17 protein-coding genes are annotated in these 17,302 nt (G+C 64.9%); 9 read left to right on the top strand and 8 right to left on the bottom strand.

Annotated elements, in window-relative coordinates:
- Positions 1–84 precede the first annotated feature (84 nt).
- From NN5_RS16370 to NN5_RS16360, 3 genes are all read left to right on the top strand, one after another.
- On the top strand, positions 85–942 hold the full coding sequence (locus NN5_RS16370; protein WP_067735611.1) for an NAD-dependent epimerase/dehydratase family protein: 858 nt from the start codon (positions 85–87) through the stop codon (positions 940–942).
- Positions 939–2,150 carry a glycosyltransferase gene (locus tag NN5_RS16365; protein ID WP_067735608.1) on the top strand — a complete coding sequence of 404 codons (1,212 nt, stop codon included), beginning with the start codon at positions 939–941 and terminating at the stop codon, positions 2,148–2,150. The genes NN5_RS16370 and NN5_RS16365 overlap by 4 nt, the downstream gene beginning before the upstream one ends.
- A 123-nt stretch (positions 2,151–2,273) precedes the next feature.
- Positions 2,274–3,044 carry a hypothetical protein gene (locus tag NN5_RS16360; RefSeq protein WP_067735605.1) on the top strand — a complete coding sequence of 257 codons (771 nt, stop codon included), beginning with the start codon at positions 2,274–2,276 and terminating at the stop codon, positions 3,042–3,044.
- 9 nt (positions 3,045–3,053) lie between these two features.
- On the opposite strand, the gene NN5_RS16355 is transcribed toward NN5_RS16360, so the two are convergent.
- The 8 genes from NN5_RS16355 to lptB form a co-directional block, all read right to left on the bottom strand.
- Positions 3,054–4,298, bottom strand: a complete 1,245-nt coding sequence (locus NN5_RS16355) for a glycosyltransferase family A protein (protein ID WP_067735602.1) — start codon at positions 4,296–4,298, stop codon at positions 3,054–3,056.
- A complete protein-coding gene (gene rfbC / locus NN5_RS16350; protein ID WP_067735599.1) occupies positions 4,295–4,837 on the bottom strand; it encodes a dTDP-4-dehydrorhamnose 3,5-epimerase in 543 nt (180 codons plus the stop codon). The genes NN5_RS16355 and rfbC overlap by 4 nt, the downstream gene beginning before the upstream one ends.
- Complete coding sequence (locus NN5_RS16345) at positions 4,834–6,069, bottom strand: class I SAM-dependent methyltransferase (RefSeq protein WP_067735596.1); 1,236 nt, start codon at positions 6,067–6,069, stop codon at positions 4,834–4,836. The genes rfbC and NN5_RS16345 overlap by 4 nt, the downstream gene beginning before the upstream one ends.
- Entirely contained in the window at positions 6,066–7,121 is a 1,056-nt protein-coding gene (gene rfbG, locus NN5_RS16340; RefSeq protein ID WP_067735593.1) for a CDP-glucose 4,6-dehydratase, read from the bottom strand. The genes NN5_RS16345 and rfbG overlap by 4 nt, the downstream gene beginning before the upstream one ends.
- Positions 7,112–7,885, bottom strand: a complete 774-nt coding sequence (gene rfbF / locus NN5_RS16335) for a glucose-1-phosphate cytidylyltransferase (protein WP_067735591.1) — start codon at positions 7,883–7,885, stop codon at positions 7,112–7,114. Before rfbF ends, rfbG begins: the two co-directional genes overlap by 10 nt.
- A gap of 385 nt (positions 7,886–8,270) precedes the next feature.
- Positions 8,271–8,954: an energy transducer TonB gene (locus NN5_RS16330; RefSeq protein WP_067735589.1), complete on the bottom strand. Its 684-nt coding sequence runs from the start codon at positions 8,952–8,954 to the stop codon at positions 8,271–8,273.
- Positions 8,955–9,194: 240 nt separating this feature from the next.
- Positions 9,195–10,706 carry an RNA polymerase factor sigma-54 gene (rpoN, locus tag NN5_RS16325; protein ID WP_067735586.1) on the bottom strand — a complete coding sequence of 504 codons (1,512 nt, stop codon included), beginning with the start codon at positions 10,704–10,706 and terminating at the stop codon, positions 9,195–9,197.
- A gap of 26 nt (positions 10,707–10,732) precedes the next feature.
- Positions 10,733–11,527: an LPS export ABC transporter ATP-binding protein gene (gene lptB / locus NN5_RS16320; protein ID WP_067735583.1), complete on the bottom strand. Its 795-nt coding sequence runs from the start codon at positions 11,525–11,527 to the stop codon at positions 10,733–10,735.
- Between the two features lie 198 nt (positions 11,528–11,725).
- Between lptB and NN5_RS16315 the strand changes: the two genes are divergently transcribed.
- From NN5_RS16315 to NN5_RS16290, 6 genes are all read left to right on the top strand, one after another.
- The gene (locus NN5_RS16315) at positions 11,726–12,121 is read left to right on the top strand and encodes a hypothetical protein (protein WP_245656556.1); all 396 of its coding nucleotides are present in this window, start codon (positions 11,726–11,728) and stop codon (positions 12,119–12,121) included.
- 108 nt (positions 12,122–12,229) lie between these two features.
- Complete coding sequence (locus tag NN5_RS16310; protein ID WP_067735580.1) at positions 12,230–13,576, top strand: TldD/PmbA family protein; 1,347 nt, start codon at positions 12,230–12,232, stop codon at positions 13,574–13,576.
- A 35-nt stretch (positions 13,577–13,611) separates the two neighbouring features.
- Positions 13,612–14,028: a secondary thiamine-phosphate synthase enzyme YjbQ gene (locus NN5_RS16305; RefSeq protein WP_067735577.1), complete on the top strand. Its 417-nt coding sequence runs from the start codon at positions 13,612–13,614 to the stop codon at positions 14,026–14,028.
- Positions 14,029–14,114: 86 nt separating this feature from the next.
- Positions 14,115–14,990, top strand: a complete 876-nt coding sequence (locus NN5_RS16300) for a cytochrome b/b6 domain-containing protein (protein WP_067735574.1) — start codon at positions 14,115–14,117, stop codon at positions 14,988–14,990.
- Positions 14,987–15,751 (top strand): molybdopterin-dependent oxidoreductase, encoded by a 765-nt coding sequence (locus NN5_RS16295; protein WP_067735571.1) that lies wholly within the window; start codon positions 14,987–14,989, stop codon positions 15,749–15,751. The genes NN5_RS16300 and NN5_RS16295 overlap by 4 nt, the downstream gene beginning before the upstream one ends.
- 121 nt (positions 15,752–15,872) lie before the next feature.
- Complete coding sequence (locus NN5_RS16290; RefSeq protein WP_067735568.1) at positions 15,873–16,832, top strand: ABC transporter ATP-binding protein; 960 nt, start codon at positions 15,873–15,875, stop codon at positions 16,830–16,832.
- Positions 16,833–17,302: the final 470 nt, after the last annotated feature.

Here is a 17,302-nt window from a genome sequence, read left to right as displayed (position 1 = left end):
TTGGCCCTAGCGGCTGGACGGAGTTCGTTAACCACATTCGGCTAGGTCCTGTCGCGCGCAGCGAAAAGGGCCTATGGACTTGCCATGAGCGTGGTTTTGTTGACCGGAGCGACCGGTTTCGTCGGCCGCGCGATCCATCGCACCCTTCACCAGCGCGGGCACGAAGTGCGCGTGACGGTGCGGCCGGGCAGTGCTGCGCGTCTCGCTGCTCCTGTTAGTTCCGGCGGCATCATTGAAACCGATGACATCTTTGCCCGCGATGCCCGCTGGTGGGCCGATGCCTGCGCGGGCGTGGATGCAGTCATTCATGCCGCCTGGTATGTCGAGCATGGGCTTTACCCCGATGCGGCGGAGAATGCCGATTGCGTGCACGGCAGTTTCGCGCTGGCGCAAGGGGCTGTGCAGGCGGGGGTGGGGCATGTCATCGGCATCGGCACGTGCTGGGAATACCGCCTCCCTGGAGAGGCCCTGACGGTCGATTCCCCGCTCGACCCGGTGAATTTCTACGCGGCCTGCAAGCTGGCCACGCACCATATGCTGCGCGAATGGCTGGCGCTGCATGGTGTGCGTTTTTCCTGGTGCCGCCTGTTCTACCTCCACGGTGAGGGCGAGCACCCGGACCGGCTCGGTGCCTATCTGCACCGCCGCCTGAGCGCGGGCGAGACCGCTTCGCTCTCGGCAGGAACGCAGCTGCGCGACTTTCTTGACGTGCGCGAGGCCGGGGCGATGATCGCCGGCGTGGTGGACAGCGGGCAGAGCGGGGCGATCAATATCTGTTCGGGCCGGCCCGTGACCGTCCGCGCTTTCGCCGAGGCCATTGCCGATAGCTATGGCCGGCGGGACCTGCTGGAATTCGGCAGTCAGCCGCCCCGCCCCTCGGACCCCCAAGCGGTCGTGGGCGTGTGCAATCTCGAAAACGCACCAAGGCTGCTTGCGCCATGAACATCCTGCACATCACCGCGCATCTCGGCGGAGGGGTGGGCAAGGCGCATTCCGCGATCTGCGCCGCCGATGCGCCCGGCGTGCAGCGGCATTACCTGCTGCTGGAAGAGCCGCGCGACCGCCGCTATGCGGACGCGACCATCGCGGCGGGCGCCAGAGTCACCGTCGCTCCCGATGCCGCGACGGCACGGCAGCTCGCCGCGCAGGCGGACATCGTGCAGGTCGAATGGTGGAACCATCCCCGGCTTTACGAATGCCTGTGCCGGTGGGACCTGCCCGCCAGCCGCACAGTGATCTGGTCGCATATCTCGGGCCTGTCCGCTCCCCGTATCCCGGCGGACCTGCTCGCTGCGCCGCATCGTTTCCTGTTCACCTCGGCCTGCTCGCTGGAGCTGCCGGCTGTGCAGGCGCTGCCGCCCGAAGCGCGTGCCAGGCTCGGCGTGATCAACAGCGGGTTCGGGTTTGCCGGACCGCCACTGCCCTTTGCCCCGCGCGCCAAGGCGGTAGGCTATCTGGGTACGGTGGATTTCAGCAAGCTCAGCCCGCACTTCTTCGACGTGATCGATCGCGCGGAACCGGATGTCCCGGTGTCGGTCTGGGGGCAGGCCGATGCGGATGGCGATGCCCTGCGCCGGGCTGCGGCAATGCGGCGCCCCGGTCTCGTCCGCTTCCACGGCCATGCCGATGATCCCGAGGCCGCGCTGCGCCAGACTGGCATTTTCCTCTACCTGCTCCAGCCTCACCATTTCGGCACGGCGGAAAATGCGCTGATCGAGGCGATGGCGCTCGGCTGCGTGCCGCTGGTCTTCGGCAATCCGGCCGAACGGGCGATCGTGGAGCACGGGCGTACCGGCTTCGTGGAAGCGGATACGGCGGCCGCCGCCGAACGCCTGCAATGGATGCTGCGCCATCCCGCCGAACTGGAGGCGATGGGGCGTGAAGCGGCCTTGGCCATGGCCGCGACCCGCACCGCCCGGAACAGCGCGGACGCTTTCGCAGCCGTTTACCGCGACGTCTTGGCAATGCCGAAGCGGGAGGCCGACTTCGCGGCCATTCTGGGAGCGACGCCCGCCCAATGGTTCCTGTCAACGCAGGACGGCGGAATGGCTGATAGTGGGCTCGCCGGTGCGGCGCGCAAAGGCACGCTGGCCCATTTCGCCCACTGCTTTCCGGGCGATGCGTCACTGATGGCACTCTCGGGCGGGTGAACCGCTAGGACCTCTTAAGATCGAATTAACTACGGGCGCCTACCCCTCGTCCTTGTTTGGCTGTCCGGGGCGGGAAACCCGGATCGTCATCGCTTTTCACGCAGGGGCAGTGGAGCAAGGGACATGACGCCATTTCAGCACAATCTGCTGCCGGGCATTCTGCTGGCCTGTATGCCGAAGAGCGGCAGTTCGTCGCTTTCGAAGATGCTGGGCAATCTGGCGGGCGTGCGCGTGGCCTCGCTGGTGCCCGGGTGGGACATCCGCGAGCAGGAGATCGACTTCAAGATCCTTGAGCATCAACTGTTGCAGAATGTGAACCAGACGTTCGTGGCGCAGACCCACGTGGTGTGCTCCAGCACCACGCGTGGATTTTTGACTGAGGGGGCGCTGTCTCCGATCGTCCAGACGCGCAATTTCCCGGACGCGATCGTTTCGGCGGCGGATCATCATCTGGTCGCCGGCCATCCCAGCGAGCGTGTCCTGTTCCCGGCGGACTTCCTGAACTGGGACGAGGATCGCCGCTACGATTACATGATCCACTTCATGCTGCCCTGGCATCTGAAGTTCTTCAAGTCGTGGATTCTCTATGAAGGTTTCCGCAGCCGCTGGGTCCGCTACGAGAACTTTGCGCTGGATGCGCACGGTACGCTGCTTGCGGCCGTGCGCGCGCTTGGCCTGAACGAGGATGATCCCTACATTGCCGCCGCTTCACAGACCGGCGATGCCAGCGAGCGGGTGCGTTTCAACAAGGGCGTGTCCGGGCGCGGGCGCCAGAACCTTACGCAAAAGCAGCTCACGCAGATCGAGGACATGGTCGCGCTGTTCGAGCTTCCCTCCGAATACCTCGGCTATGTCCTGCATGGCGAGGCCGAGGGGCTGGCTCTGCCTTCGTAGTGTTTCCGGTTACACCAGCACGAACCGGATCAGGTCCTGCTCCTCGAAGATGAAGTGCGGATCGTAGCCGCGCGCCACGAATTCCAGCGCCTTCTCCGCCGAGGGGACGAGTACTGCCGTTGCCCCCACGAGTGACGGCTCGTCGTCGCGCGTATCGGCCGTGACCGTGATGTGGGCGGACAGGCCCATATTGCGGAGCAGTTCGGCCACGGCCTCGACATCACCGGCATCGCTCAGCACCAGACGGCTGATTTCGGGCATGGCGCTGACATTGAAGGCCAGCGTCTGCAGCGCCACCATGGCCGGGAACTGCGCGCGCAGTTCGGCGACGCTGGCATGATCGGCAAAGCCCGCGATCGCCATGCGGGTGTAGAGCTCATAGGCGCGGATATAGTCGTGCTTGGCCACCCAGAAGCGGATGGCGACCGACATACGCAGCGCCGTGAAGATGTGGCACATCCGGTCGTAGAGCGCGCGCGCTTCCTCGGCCTGGCTGAACCGGCCGCGTTTGGTGCCGAAATGCAGGAAGTATTCGAGGCCGCCGCGGTAGGTGTCCCACGAGGTCATCACTTCCTCGTTGCCCGCCTGCTGGCGGCTGGGGGCGTGCTTGGACAGAGTGACGGAGCGGTAGAACGGCTCCTTCAGGAAAGTCACCGCGCCATCGTCGAGGAAGTGAGCGAGAAAGGCGAAGGGCCAGAAGCAGAAATGGCGCGGCACGAAGGCGGCCCGCGCATGGGCGAGGCGGTAGATCGCGATTTCCGGGAAGATGTGTTTCTGGAACAGGAATTCGAACACGCCCATGAAGTCCTGCCGCGGAAACTTCACATCGGCGTCGACTTCGTAGAACTTGCGCTCATCGATCCCCTTCACCTGATTGTAGAGATACCAGGGCGCATGGCAGGCGGTGACGTCCGGATTGGCGTCGAGATAGGCCACGACTTCCGCGATCCGGGGCAGGATCAGCAGGTCGTCGTCGCCCTGATAGATCATGTATTCGCCCGAGGCGTGCTGGATCGCGTTGGTGAGGTTCGGGGCAGGCCCGGCATTCACCGGTGCGCGCAGGTAGAGGATCGGCAGGCCTTGCGCGATGAAGTCCTGCACCACTTCCTGCGTGTGGTCAGTCGAGGCATTGTCGGAAATCACGATTTCGTGGGCGAAGCTGAAATCCGCCTCGGCCAGACATTCCAGAGCCGTCCGCAGGTATTCCGCGCGGTTGTAGGTCGGAATGCAGATGCTGAGCTTAATCTGGGTCAACGGACCACCTCTTCAGTGAAATCGGGATAGGCCGCGTCGCGCGCGCTGATGACACAGGGCGCGAAAGGCCAGGCAATGGCGAAAGCCGGATCATCCCACCGCACGCCGCGCGCGAGTTCGGGGGCGTAAGGCGCGGACATCTGGTAGAACAGCGCGCTCTCGTCCTCCAGCGTGAGGAAGCCGTGCGCGCAGCCGGTGGGGATGTAGAAAGCATTGTGCCGGGCCGCATCGAGTTCGACTGCGGCCCATTTGAGATAGCTCGGCGATGTGGGGCGCAAGTCCACCGCGACATCGAATACGCGCCCGCGCGTAGCGCGTACGAGCTTGGCTTCGGCGCCGGGGGGCGTCTGGAAGTGCAGCCCGCGCAGTGTGCCGCGCCGGGTGTTGGTGGAGACGTTGCACTGCGGATAGACGGTAGCGAGACCCTGTGCGGCGAATGTTTCCGCGCAAAAGGTGCGGGCGAAGCTGCCGCGTTCGTCCGACAGGATCGCGGGCTCGACAAGGAAGGCCCCGGCCACGTCGGTTGCAGTGAACTTCACGGGAACACCGTCAGTTCCGGCACGGCGACGACGAAGCGGCCGCCCCAGGTGCGCACTTCCGCCATGGCCGCCATGACTTCCTCACGGATGTTCCACGGCAGGATCAGGACATACTCGGGGCGGGTCTCGGCGATCGTTTCGGGCGGCAGGACCGGCAAGTGGCTGCCCGGCAGGAAATGGCCCTGCTTGGCCGGATTGCGGTCGACCACATAGGCGATCTTGTCCGGGCCGACGCCGCAGAAGTTGAGCAGGGTGTTGCCCTTGGCCGCAGCGCCATAGGCGGCAACGGTCTTGCCCTCGCGCGCGGCCGTATCGAGGAAGGCCAGCAGTCCCTCGCGCACGGGCGCGACTTTGCTCTGGAATGCGGCATAGGTTTCCAGCCGGTCGAACCCGGCAGCCTGTTCGTCGGCGCGGACTTTGGCGAGGCCGGGGCCGGTCCCATGGGCCTGCGAGGCAGTGCGGCAGGCCATCACGCGCAGGCTGCCGCCGTGGGTGGGCAGTTCCTCGACATCGAAGACCTTGAGGCCGTGCGCCGCGAAGACTGTCTCCACGGCCAGCAGCGAGAGATAGTAGAAGTGCTCGTGATAGACGGTGTCGAACTGCACGCCTTCGATCAGGCGCAGCAAGTGCGGGAATTCCACGCTGACGACGCCGTCGGGCTTGAGCACGGCGGCGAGCCCGCCCACGAAATCGTTGATGTCCGGCACATGGGCCAGCACGTTGTTGCCGATGACGAGATCCGCCGAAAGGCCGCGCGCGACAAGGTCCTGCGCCGTTTCCCGCCCGAAGAAGCGCGCTTCGGTCGGCACGCCGATGGCGCGTGCGGCTTCGGCAACATTGGCGGCCGGTTCGATGCCCAGCACCGGCACGCCGGCGGCCACGAAGTGCTTGAGCAGGTAGCCGTCGTTGCTGGCCACTTCGATCACTTGCGAGCTTTCATCGAGCCCGAAACGCTCGCGCGCTATGACGGTGAAGCGCCGCGCATGTTCCACCCAGCCGTCGCTGAACGAGGAGAAATAGGCGTAGTGGCTGAAGATGTCCTCGGGCGGCACGAAGCTGTCCGCCTGCACCAGCCAGCACTGCGGACAGACGAAGGCGCGCAGCGGATAGCCGGGCTCAGGCTGCGCGAGTTGCGCTTCGGTGAGGTACGAATTGGCCAGCGGGGTCGAGCCGAGATCGACGAAGGATTGCTCGGCCGGAGCGCCGCAGAACCGGCAGGGACGCGCGCTCATGCCGAGAGCTCCTCGTAGGCTGCGATCTGGCGCAGGGTGAATTCGCGCATGTCCGCTCCCTCGCGATGGGCGTTGTACCAGGCCACGGTCCATTCGATGGTCTGCGCCCGGTTGAGGCAGGGGCGCCATCCCAGCGCCTCGCCTGCCAGCGTGGAATCGAGCGTCAGCATGGGGGCTTCGGCTTCCCATGTGCCGGGGGCCTGCGTCCATGCCGTATCAAGGCCGAATCCGCGGCCCAGTTCTTCGGCCAGTTCGGCCACAGTGGCGAAGTCCTGTGCGTCTGGCCCGAAGTTCAGCGCCTCGGGCAGGGCGCTGCCTTCGGCCAGCGCTTGCGCATAGGCGAGGTAGCCGCCAAGCGGCTCCAGCACGTGCTGCCAGGGGCGCACGGCCTGCGGATAGCGCAGTTCCACCGGCGCGCCCTGTTCCAGCGCGCGGATGAAATCGGGCACCAGCCGGTCCTGCGCCCAGTCGCCGCCGCCGATCACATTGCCCGCGCGCGCGGTGGCGAGTGCCACGCCGCGATCCTTGAGGAAGCTCTTGGCATAGCTGCGGCAGACCAGTTCAGTGCAGGCCTTGGAACTGCTGTAGGGATCGCTGCCGCCCAGCGGATCGCTTTCCACGAAAGCCCGGCCGCTGCCGTCGTTGGCATAGACCTTGTCCGACGTGACCACGAGCACGGTCTGGACGGCAGGCGCCGCGCGCACGGCGTCAAGCAGGCTGACCGTGCCCATGACATTGGTCGAGAAAGTCTCTGCCGGGTCCGCATAGGAGGGCCGCACCAGCGCCTGCGCGGCCATGTGGATCACGATGTCCGCGCCCGACTGCGCCAGTTGCGCGGTCAGCGCGCCGGTATCGCGGATGTCGGCCATGTGGTGGCTCTCCGGCCACGGGGCCGCCAGCGCGTAGAGCGAAGGTGTGGAAACCGGCGGCAGCGCCACGGCCGTTACCTGTGCGCCCAGCCGCTCCAGCCAGAGGCACAGCCAGGCGCCCTTGAAGCCGGTCTGCCCGGTGACGAAAACCCGCCGCCCCTGCCAGAAGGGTGTCAGCGCCATACCTTCCAGGGGGCCTTGCCGGAGTTCCACAAGTCCTCAAGCTGGACTTTCTCGCGCAGCGTATCCATCGGCTGCCAGAACCCGTCATGCTCATAGGCGGCGAGTTGCCGGGCGGCGCTGAGCTTTTGCAGCGGTTCGCCTTCCCACACCGTAGTGTCCGCTTCGATCAGGTCGAGCACGGACGGTTCGAGGACGAAGAAACCGCCGTTGATGCGCTGGTTGCTGCTGCTCGGCTTCTCTACGAAAGATGTCACTTTGCCGTTGCGGATATTCGCCACGCCGAAGCGGCCAGGCGGGACCACAGCGCACATGGTCGCCTGCAGTCCGTGCTCGCGGTGGAAGGCGATTTCCGCGGTCAGATCGATATCGCCCAGACCGTCGCCATAGGTCATGCAGAAGGGTTCATCCGGATCGAGATAAGGGGCGATGCGGCGCAGGCGTCCGCCGGTCATCGACTGGATACCGGTATCGACTACGGTCACTTTCCAGTTCACCTGCTCGGCCCGGTGATACTGGATCGTGCCGTTGGACAGGTCCACCGTGATGTCGTTGTGGTGGAGGAACAGGTTGGTGAAATACTCCTTGATCATATAGCCTTTGTAACCGGCGCATATGATGAAGTCGGTGATGCCGTGGTGGGCATAGATGTTCATGATGTGCCAGAGGATCGGCTTTTCGCCGATCTCGATCAGCGGCTTGGGCCGCGTGACCGTCTCTTCCGAGAGACGGGAACCCAGCCCGCCAGCCAGGATCACGGCTTTCATGACAAGCGGCCCATTGTCCGGGTTCGTCTGGGCCTTGCTGCACCCTGCATCTCAGCGGCAACCTCTGTCTTCGTCTATGTGATTGCGAGGCGCGGCTTTTCCCAGCACCGGCCGGCGACATGAACGGGGGAGGTATAGGCGCAACGACTCGCGGTGTGCAAGGCATTGCGGGGTTTCGGGCGGCGACTTTTGGGCGGCGTTTTCTGGCCGGTCAAAGAGGTCCTTCCCGGACGGCGCCGGGAAGGACAGGTGTCAGCCGCCCAGGGCGGGCGCGATCTGCAAGCGGGTTGGGCCGGAGCGGCACTGGTGTGGCGCGGATGTCGCCGCTCCGGCCATGCGGCCGGGGAGGGCCGCAATTGGATTATGTCTCTCTGGCGGGAACGCGTCAGTCCTGCGGGATCACCCAGCGGATCGTGCCGGCATAGCTCCCCGCGACTGTCTCGCCATCGGTGCCGGTCGCCGGATCGAACCGGGCGCGCTTGGCGAGATTGCGGCAGGTGGCCTTGTCGAGCCCGTCATAGCCGCTCGACTGCAGGATCGTGCAGTCAGTCACCCGGCCATCGGTGTCGATGGCAAGGCGGAAGCGGACCGTGCCGGTATGCCCCTGGCGGATATCGGACGTGGGATAGTCGTTCGTCGTCACCCACTGCGCGGCATTGTTGCGCGGCCGGGCCGCCTTCGGGGTGAAGCGCGGCGCGGGATCGCTGGGTTTGACCCCGGGAATGAAAATGAACCCGTCGCCGCTGCCGCTTGCCGGTTCCACTCTGGCCGGGAGGGTGAAATCGAGGATCGGGTCCACGGCGGCCGGGGTTTTCGGTTCGACTGTCCTGGTGAAAGTGTCCTGGATGACGGGTTTCTGCGGCTGCGCCTTGGGTGTCTCGGCAGGCTTCGGCGGAAGCGGGTCCAGCGGGATCTGGGTGCCGCGAAGGCGCGGCGGCGGATCGCTCTTGATGAAGTGGACGGCAAAGCCGTTGACCAGCGCCAGAGCCAGACCGGCCTGGATCAGCGCGACTGTACCCCCGGTCAGCGCCTTGCGGCCACTGCTGGAATTCCCATCGGCGTAAGACATGGGCATCCTCTCCTCTCTCGGCCGTATTCCTGCGGTTCGTGCAGGTCCGGCGCTGTTCATGACAGGAAGCGTAACACAACCATTTCAGTTGGGAATTGTTTTTTACTAAGCGAATCAAGCATTTAATGCTGCATAGTTATAATAACCATGCTTAATTCCAGCCGGACTCGCGAATTTCTGCGGCAGGCGCGGCAGTACCTGAATCAATACTGAATGAATAAAGCGGCCCGGGCCGTGTAATCAGCGCGCCGCGGCGAGTGCTTTTTGTCTGCGGCGTTGCACGGAACTGCCCAGGCCGATCGCCTCACGGTACTTGGCGACAGTGCGCCGGGCGAGTTCGAAGCCCTTTTCCTTGAGCAGGTCCACCAATGCATCGTCGGACAGGATCGCCTTGGGGTCTTCGGCATCGATCAGCTGCTTGATCGCCGCCTTGACGGCCTCGGCCGAGGCTCCGCCTTCGCCGCCTGCCGAAGCGACGCCCGAGCTGAAGAAGTATTTCAGCTCGTAGGTGCCGCGCGGGCAATTGAGGAACTTGTTCGAAGTGACACGGCTCACCGTCGATTCATGCATCCCGATCGCTTCGGCGACGGTGCGCAAGGTTAGCGGCTTGAGATGCGAGACGCCGTGTCGGAAGAAGCCGTCCTGCTGCTTCACCAGTTCGGTGGCGACTTTGAGGATGGTTTTCTGCCGCTGGTCGAGCGCCTTGATCAGCCAGTTGGCGTCGGCCAGCTTTTCGGACAGCCACGCGCGCGAGGTCTTGTCGTCGCAAGTGCCCTTGAGTTCCACGTAATAGCCGCGGTTGACGATCAGGCGCGGCAGCGTCGCCTGATTGAGCGCGATGTCCCAGCCGCCATCGGCGCGCGGCGTGACGAGAATGTCGGGCGTCACCGCGCCGCTCGGCTCGCCGCCATAGCGCAGCCCCGGCTTGGGGTCATAGCTGCGCAATTCTGCGAGCATGTCGGCGAAGTCCTCGTCGTCGACACCGCACAGGCGTTTCAGCCGTGCCAGTTCGCCGCGCCCGATCAGGTCGAGGTTGTCGATCAGCTTGGCCATGCAGGGGTCGTAGCGGTCGGCTTCCTTTGCCTGCAGCGCGATGCATTCGGACAGGGTGCGTGCGCCCACCCCGGTGGGATCGAGCGACTGGACCACGGCCAGCCCCTGTCCCGCTTCACCTTCGCCGATACCCAGATCCTCGGCGATTTCGGCAAGCGAGGCGGGCAGGTAGCCGGTCTCGTCGAGCTGGCCGGTGATGTAGCGGGCAATGCCGGCCAGCATCGGATCGCTGGTGACGGCGCCGATCTGGGCTTCCAGATGGTCTGACAGGGTTTCGCCGCCGCCGGGGCGCTCGTCGATGCCGGGGCCTTCCTCGCTGGCGGGGCCGCGCAAGTCGGCGCCCCAGCCGGCATCGTCGGCGGCGCGCTGGCCGTCGCCGGTGTCGCGGTCACGGTCGAGCGCGGAGGCGTCGATGTCGAGCGGGCGGTCATCGGCGGCGCGGCCTTCGCCGATGAGCTGGTCGACCGAAGACCCTTCGAGCGTGGTGCGCCGGGCTTCCTCGGCCATTTCGACGGTCTCGGCCGCCGCTTCGGGCGCCTGCGCGCTGACGTCGAGCAGGGGATTGCTTTCCAGCGATTCGCCGATGAAAGCCTCGATTTCGAGGTTGGACAGCGCCAGCAGCTTGATCGCCTGCTGGAGCTGCGGCGTCATCACCAGCGACTGGCTTTGCCGCAGATCGAGACGTGGCCCCAGCGCCATCGATCAGTCCCCCCGCGCGGCTGGCCTCACAACGTGAAGCCCTCGCCGAGGTAGAGGCGCCGCACGTTCTCGTCGGCCACCAGCGCTTCGGGGCTGCCGGCGAACAGCACCTGTCCGCCGTAGATGATGCAGGCGCGATCAACGATGTCGAGCGTCTCACGCACGTTGTGGTCGGTAATCAGCACGCCGATGCCGCGCGTCTTGAGATCGCGCACGAGTTCGCGGATGTCGGCGATCGAGAGCGGATCGATGCCGGCGAACGGCTCGTCGAGCAGCATGATCGAGGGCTTGGCGGCCAGCGCGCGGGCAATCTCGCAGCGGCGGCGCTCGCCGCCCGAAAGCGCCATGGCCGGGCTGGTGCGCAGCCGGGTGAGGCCGAACTCGTCGAGCAGGCGCTCCAGCTCCTCGTTGCGCACGGTCTTGTCGGGCTCGACGAGTTCGAGCACGGCACCGATGTTCTGTTCGACCGTCATGCCCCGGAAGATCGAGGTTTCCTGCGGCAGGTAGCCGAGGCCGAGAATCGCGCGGCGGTACATCGGCAGGCGGGTGACATCGATCCCGTCCATCAGAATGCGGCCCGAATCGGGACGGACGAGGCCCATGATCGAATAGAAGCAGGTGGTCTTGCCGGCGCCGTTGGGGCCCAGCAGGCCCAGCACTTCGCCTTTGGCCACCGACAGCGAGATGTCGGTAAGCACGGCGCGCTTGTCGTAGCTCTTGGCGATCGAAATGACTTCGAGCCCGCCGCGCTCGGCCAGCAATGCCGCAGCTGCGGCGGGGCCACCAGCGTGTTCGTGCGAAAGATCAGTCGTAGCGGTCATCGCTGCAAGGTTTACGCAGCGTACAGGGTGACGGCAACCCGGCATTTCCGATTGCGTGGCCCGATTGGCAAGTTTCATGCATGAGTCGCATTCGCGTCACAGATGGCCCTGCTTCGCACTTGCAAAAAATCGAACTGGACTTGATCTCAATGCATTTCGATGTTCTATTCGGAACCATCGGACGAGGGGAGTCGCCTGATGAACAATAGCACGGATCGCAGCACAATGGCCCATAACCCGGCGCTTGGAAGCCAGGATGTTCCTGTGGCGGACTGGCGCCGCAAGATGAGCGATCATATCGCTTATGCGCTGCTGGTCTATACGGCGTTGCAGATTTTCGTCACCATCGGCGCGCTCAAGGCGGGCGGCAATTCGCTGCTGCCTTATCTGGCGCTGATTATCCTCGTCATCGCGATCATTCCGGCCTGCCGCCGTTTCGAATCGCGCTGGAACCGGCTGACGGACGAACAGGCTCACGATCCCGCACTGGCGCCTTACTACAAGCGCGACCGGATGATGCTCTGGGGCCTCGCCATCGGCCTGCCTTTTGCGCTGACCGGCCTGTTCAAGATCCTTGCCCTGACCTTTGCCTGATCCCGCCTGACGCAACGCGCATTTGCCCTTCGCCCGTGTGGCGACTAGGGCGGACATTCGCGCGCCCGCAGACGGGCGCGGACGGATGATCAGGGAGTTGCGTTTCACATGCTCAGTCCGGAACAGGCCAGGGACCGCGCGCAGGATCTGGTAGAGCGTGCGCGCCGTGCCGGGGCCGATGCGGCCGATGCGGTTTACGGGGCGAATTCCTCGGAAGGGATCCAGATTCGCCTTGGCAAGCTGGAGGATGTCGAGCGTTCCGAGAGCGAACACATCTCGCTTCGGGTTTTCCTGGGCCAGCGTTCCGCCAGCATCGGGTCGTCCGATCTTTCGCCCCAGGCGCTCGACGAACTGGCTGTCCGTGCGATCGACATGGCCCGCGCCGCGCCGGAAGACCGCTATGCGGGCCTCGCGCCGGAGGAACTGCTGACGCGCGGTCCCTGGCCCGATCTCGATCTCGTCGATCCGTCCGAACCCAGTCCGCAGGCCTTGCGCGCCATGGCTGAGGAAGCGGAAGACGCGGCCCGGGCCGTGGCCGGCGTGACCAATTCGGACGGGGCTTCCGCCAGTTCCGGTTCGGGCGTCTTCGCGCTCGCCACCAGCCATGGCTTTGCCGGAGGATATGGCTCGACCAGCCATTCGCTCAGCGTTTCCGTGGTCGGCGGCGAGGGAGCGGCCAAGCAGCGCGACAATGCCTGGCGCTCGGCTCATCATGGCGCCGACCTGCCCCCGCCGGCGGAGATCGGCGCTCTTGCCGGAGAGCGCACGGTGGCGCGCCTCGATTCGGGTCGGATGAAGAGCGGCGCAGTGCCGGTGGTATTCGATCCGCGCGTCGCGGGCAGCCTTGTCGGCCACCTGATCGGCGCGATGTCCGGCAGCGCCATTGCGCGCCGGTCCAGCTTCCTGCTCGACAAGCTGGGTGAGCAGATCTTCGCACCCGGGATCACGATCGTCGAGGACCCGCACACGCCGCGCGGCCTGCGCTCGCGCATGTTCGACGGTGAGGGGCTGGCGACCGTGAAGCGCGATCTCGTTGCCGATGGGAAAGTCACCGGCTGGCTGCTGGACACGGCTTCGGCGCGCCAGCTCGGTATGCAGCCGACCGGCCATGCGGCGCGCAACGGCGGCGGTGCGCCGGGCGTTTCGGTCGGCAACGTGCATCTCGCCGCCGGGCCGCTTTCGCCCGCCGAGCTGATGGCCGACATCGCGGACGGCGTTTACGTGACCGAACTGATCGGCCACGGCGTGAACGGTGTGACCGGCGACTACAGCCGCGGCGCGACGGGTTTTCGCATCGTGAATGGCGAACTGGCCGGACCGGTTTCGGAGTTCACTGTGGCGGGCAATCTCCTGGCGATGTTTGCACGCCTCGTCCCGGCGAACGATTTGGAATGGTATCGCGCGATCAACGTGCCGACCGTCCGCATCGACGGCATGACGATCGCGGGCGACTGAACCGTGCCCGTCCGGGGGAGCAGGATTGCGCGGCCATGAGGCAGGCATCTACCATCCTTTCCTTCGAAACGCCGGGCCGGGGCGTCACCGAGATCACGCGCACGCTGGCGGGATGGCTGGCGGAAACGGGCCTGTCCGAAGGGCTGCTCACCTTGTTGTGCCGCCACACTTCCGCCTCGCTGCTGATCCAGGAAAACGCGGCCCGCGAAGTGCGCACCGATCTGGCGGACTGGCTCGACCGGCTGGCGCCCGAGGGCCGGCATTATGCGCATGACGACGAGGGGCCGGACGACATGCCCGCGCATCTCAAGGCCGTGCTGACCGGCGTGACTCTGCAGATCCCGGTGATCGGCGGGCGTATGGCGCTGGGCACATGGCAGGGAATTTACCTTGCCGAGCACCGGGCGATGCCGCACCATCGGCAGATCGCGGTCCATCTGATCGGTGAATAATACCGGGACGCGGCTGTAACCGCCTGCGATCCCGGAGCGAACACCGGGAGAGAGAAGGGACGGGTAGGAACGTGGAGACAGCGGAAATGCGGCCCGGGATGGCTCCGAAAGGCGGCGATGTGGTCAGGCGCCACCGCTTCTCCACGCGGCTGTGGCACTGGACCAATGCCGTGACGCTGCTGGTCATGCTGATGAGCGGGCTGATGATCTTCAATGCTCACCCGCGCCTCTACTGGGGCGAATATGGGGCGAATTATGACGCGCCCTGGCTGAAGATCAGCTCGGCCCAGGCCGGGGCTGGGGGCGGGGAATTCGGTTATCTCCAGATCGGCAAGGTGCGCCTGACGACGACCGGCGTGCTCGGCTTGTGGAAGGATCAGGACGGCCGCCTGCAGCGCCGCGCCTTTCCCTACTGGGTGACGATCCCTTCGCGGTATAGTCTGGCCGGTGCGCGGATCTGGCATCTTGCCTTTGCGTGGGTTCTGGCGGTCGGGTTGCTGCTCTACCTGCTGTGGTCGCTGGGGAACCGGCATTTGCAGCGCGACATCCACATTACCCGCGCCGAATGGCGTCCATCGCATATCTGGCATGACATCCGGGACCATGCGCGGTTGCGCTTTCCCTCCGGTGCGGCGGCGTTGAAGTACAACGTGCTGCAGAAGCTGGCCTATGCCGGGGTGCTGTTCGGCCTGCTGCCGCTGATAATCCTGACCGGACTGGCCATGTCTCCCGGCACCGATGCGTGGTTTCCGCTGGCGGCGGAGCTTTTTGGCGGGCGCCAGTCGGCGCGCTCGGTGCATTTCCTCTGCGCTTTCGCGCTGGTGGCGTTCTTTCTTGTCCATATGGCGATGGTCGTGCTGGCCGGGCCGTTCAACGAGGTGCGCTCGATGATTACCGGCCGCTACCGCCTGCCGCCGGACAGGCCCGCGTCCGAAGACGGTATGATGGGGCAAGAGGCATGAGCCGCCTGATCCTCTCGCGCCGCACCCTGATCCGCGCCGGGGGTGCCGGGGCGGGCAGTCTCCTGCTCTCCGGCTGCGACAAGCTGTTCGAGAATCCCACGTTCCGCCACACGCTGGAAGGAGCGGAAGACCTGCACATGGCCACCCAGCGCGTGCTCGGCCGTCATGCGCTGGCGCGCGAATTTGCCGAGGCCGACATGTCCCCGGTGTTCCGCGCCAACGGCAGCCGCGAAGTGGCTGATCCGGTCTATCGCCGTCATCTGGCGCAAGGTTTCGCGCAGTGGGCGCTAAGAGTGGAAGGGCTGGTCGAAAAGCCGCTGACGCTGCCGCTCGATACGCTCAAGTCCATGCCTCAGCGCACCCAGATCACGCGCCACGACTGTGTCGAGGGCTGGAGTGCGATCGGCCAGTGGACGGGCCCGCGCCTTGGGCCGTTACTCGATCTCGCGGGTCTCAAGCCGCAGGCGCGATACGTCGTGTTCCACTGCGCCGATCTCTATCACGGGCGGCCCTATTACGAATCGATCGATCTGGTGGACGCCTTTCATCCGCAGACGATCCTCGCCTGGGCGATGAACGGCAAGCCGCTCGAACAGGCCCACGGCGCCCCGCTGCGCCTGCGGGTCGAGCGCCAGCTTGGCTACAAGCATGCCAAGTTCGTCACCCGCATCGAGGCGGTGGCTTCGCTCGATGGAATCTATGGCGGCAAGGGCGGCTATTGGGAGGATAACGGGGCTTACGCCTGGTACGCCGGAATCTAGGCTGTGGCCGCTGTCGTGCGGCCCATCAGTGATATATTGTGCATCACAAACCGGCAAGGCAGGGCGGTCAGGCGCGGCGGGGTCTTTACGCGGCGGCAAACCTGCCCCACATGCTCGGACCATGAGCACTGCCCCCCAGCCCGATGCCGCCATCTCGATCCGCAATCTCGTCAAGCGTTATGCGCCCGCCGGCGAGGGCGAGGGCAAGCTGGCGCTGAACGGAGTGTCGTTCGATGTGCCGGAGGGGGGCATCTTCGGGCTGCTCGGTCCCAACGGTGCGGGCAAATCGACACTGATCAACATCCTGGCCGGGCTCGTGCGCAAGTCCTCGGGCACGGCCGAGATCTGGGGCTTCGATATCGACAGGGACCAGCGCAACGCCAAGCGCTCGATCGGGATCGTCCCGCAGGAGATCGTCTTCGATCCCTTCTTCACCCCGTTCGAGGTGCTGGAGATCCAGGCCGGGCTCTATGGCATCGCCAAGCACCTGCGGCGTTCGGAAGACCTGCTGCGCGCGGTCCATCTGGCGGACAAGCGCAATGCCTATGCGCGCACGCTTTCGGGCGGCATGAAGCGGCGCCTGCTGATTGCCAAGGCGCTGGTCCACCAGCCGCCAGTGCTGGTGCTCGACGAGCCGACCGCGGGCGTCGACGTGGAACTGCGCCGCCAGCTCTGGGAACTGGTCACGGAGATGAACCGCGAGGGCGTGACGATCGTGCTGACCACGCACTACCTTGAGGAAGCCGAGGAGCTGTGCGACCGCATTGCGATCATCAACCACGGACAGGTGATTGCCAACAAGCCGACGCGCGAACTCGTCGGCATGGCGCGCGAGAAGATCCTGGTCCTCACGCTCGACCGGGAAGTGGCCGAGCTGCCGGGCCACCCCGGTTTTCTCAAGTGCGAGAAGACCGGCGAGCGGGAATTGGAAATCACTTATGACAAGGACCGCAGCAATGCGGGCGAAATTCTCTCGGCGGTTCAGGCCCAGGGATTCGCTATTGTCGATGTGACAACCCGCGAAGCCGATCTGGAGGACGTCTTCGTCACTCTAACCAGCCAGGCGCGCAGCGCGGCCTGAGGGGCAGGTATGCGGAAGATGGTTTATATTGGCGGTTAAATAAATTTAACCGCCATCAGTGATCCGCGGAAGCATTGTGCATGGAGAGTGCAGCACGGTTCCGCGGTCTGCATGCCAATCTATTTCTTGTGTCTGTCCATTTTCCAGATTTTATGCTGCTTGCGGACGATGGGCTTTTTGCATTTCTTGCAAACCCCAACATAATGTTCGCCATCCCACTGTACAGTTGATCGCGTAGGCCTGTGCCTGTTTAGTAGACAGAATTCCAGAAGTCTGACCACTTTGTTAGTCTCCGGGCTATCTAAGGCTAGCGATTGATCCGCTATTTCGGGTTACGACTCGTACAAGTAGAGTGTCTTTACCGACTCTGATTTCTTAAGATGTTATAGGCGCTTGTGTTGCAGTGCAATGTACCCTTTGGGAGTGCGACAAAATCTTGCAGGGATTGTCATACCTCGGCAAAGGGGAGG

This window comes from Novosphingobium naphthalenivorans NBRC 102051 (assembly GCF_001590985.1).
Classification (GTDB): Bacteria; Pseudomonadota; Alphaproteobacteria; order Sphingomonadales; family Sphingomonadaceae; genus Novosphingobium; species Novosphingobium naphthalenivorans.
The sequence above is the reverse complement of the archived record's forward strand: the minus strand, read 5'-3'. Positions and strand labels throughout refer to the sequence as shown.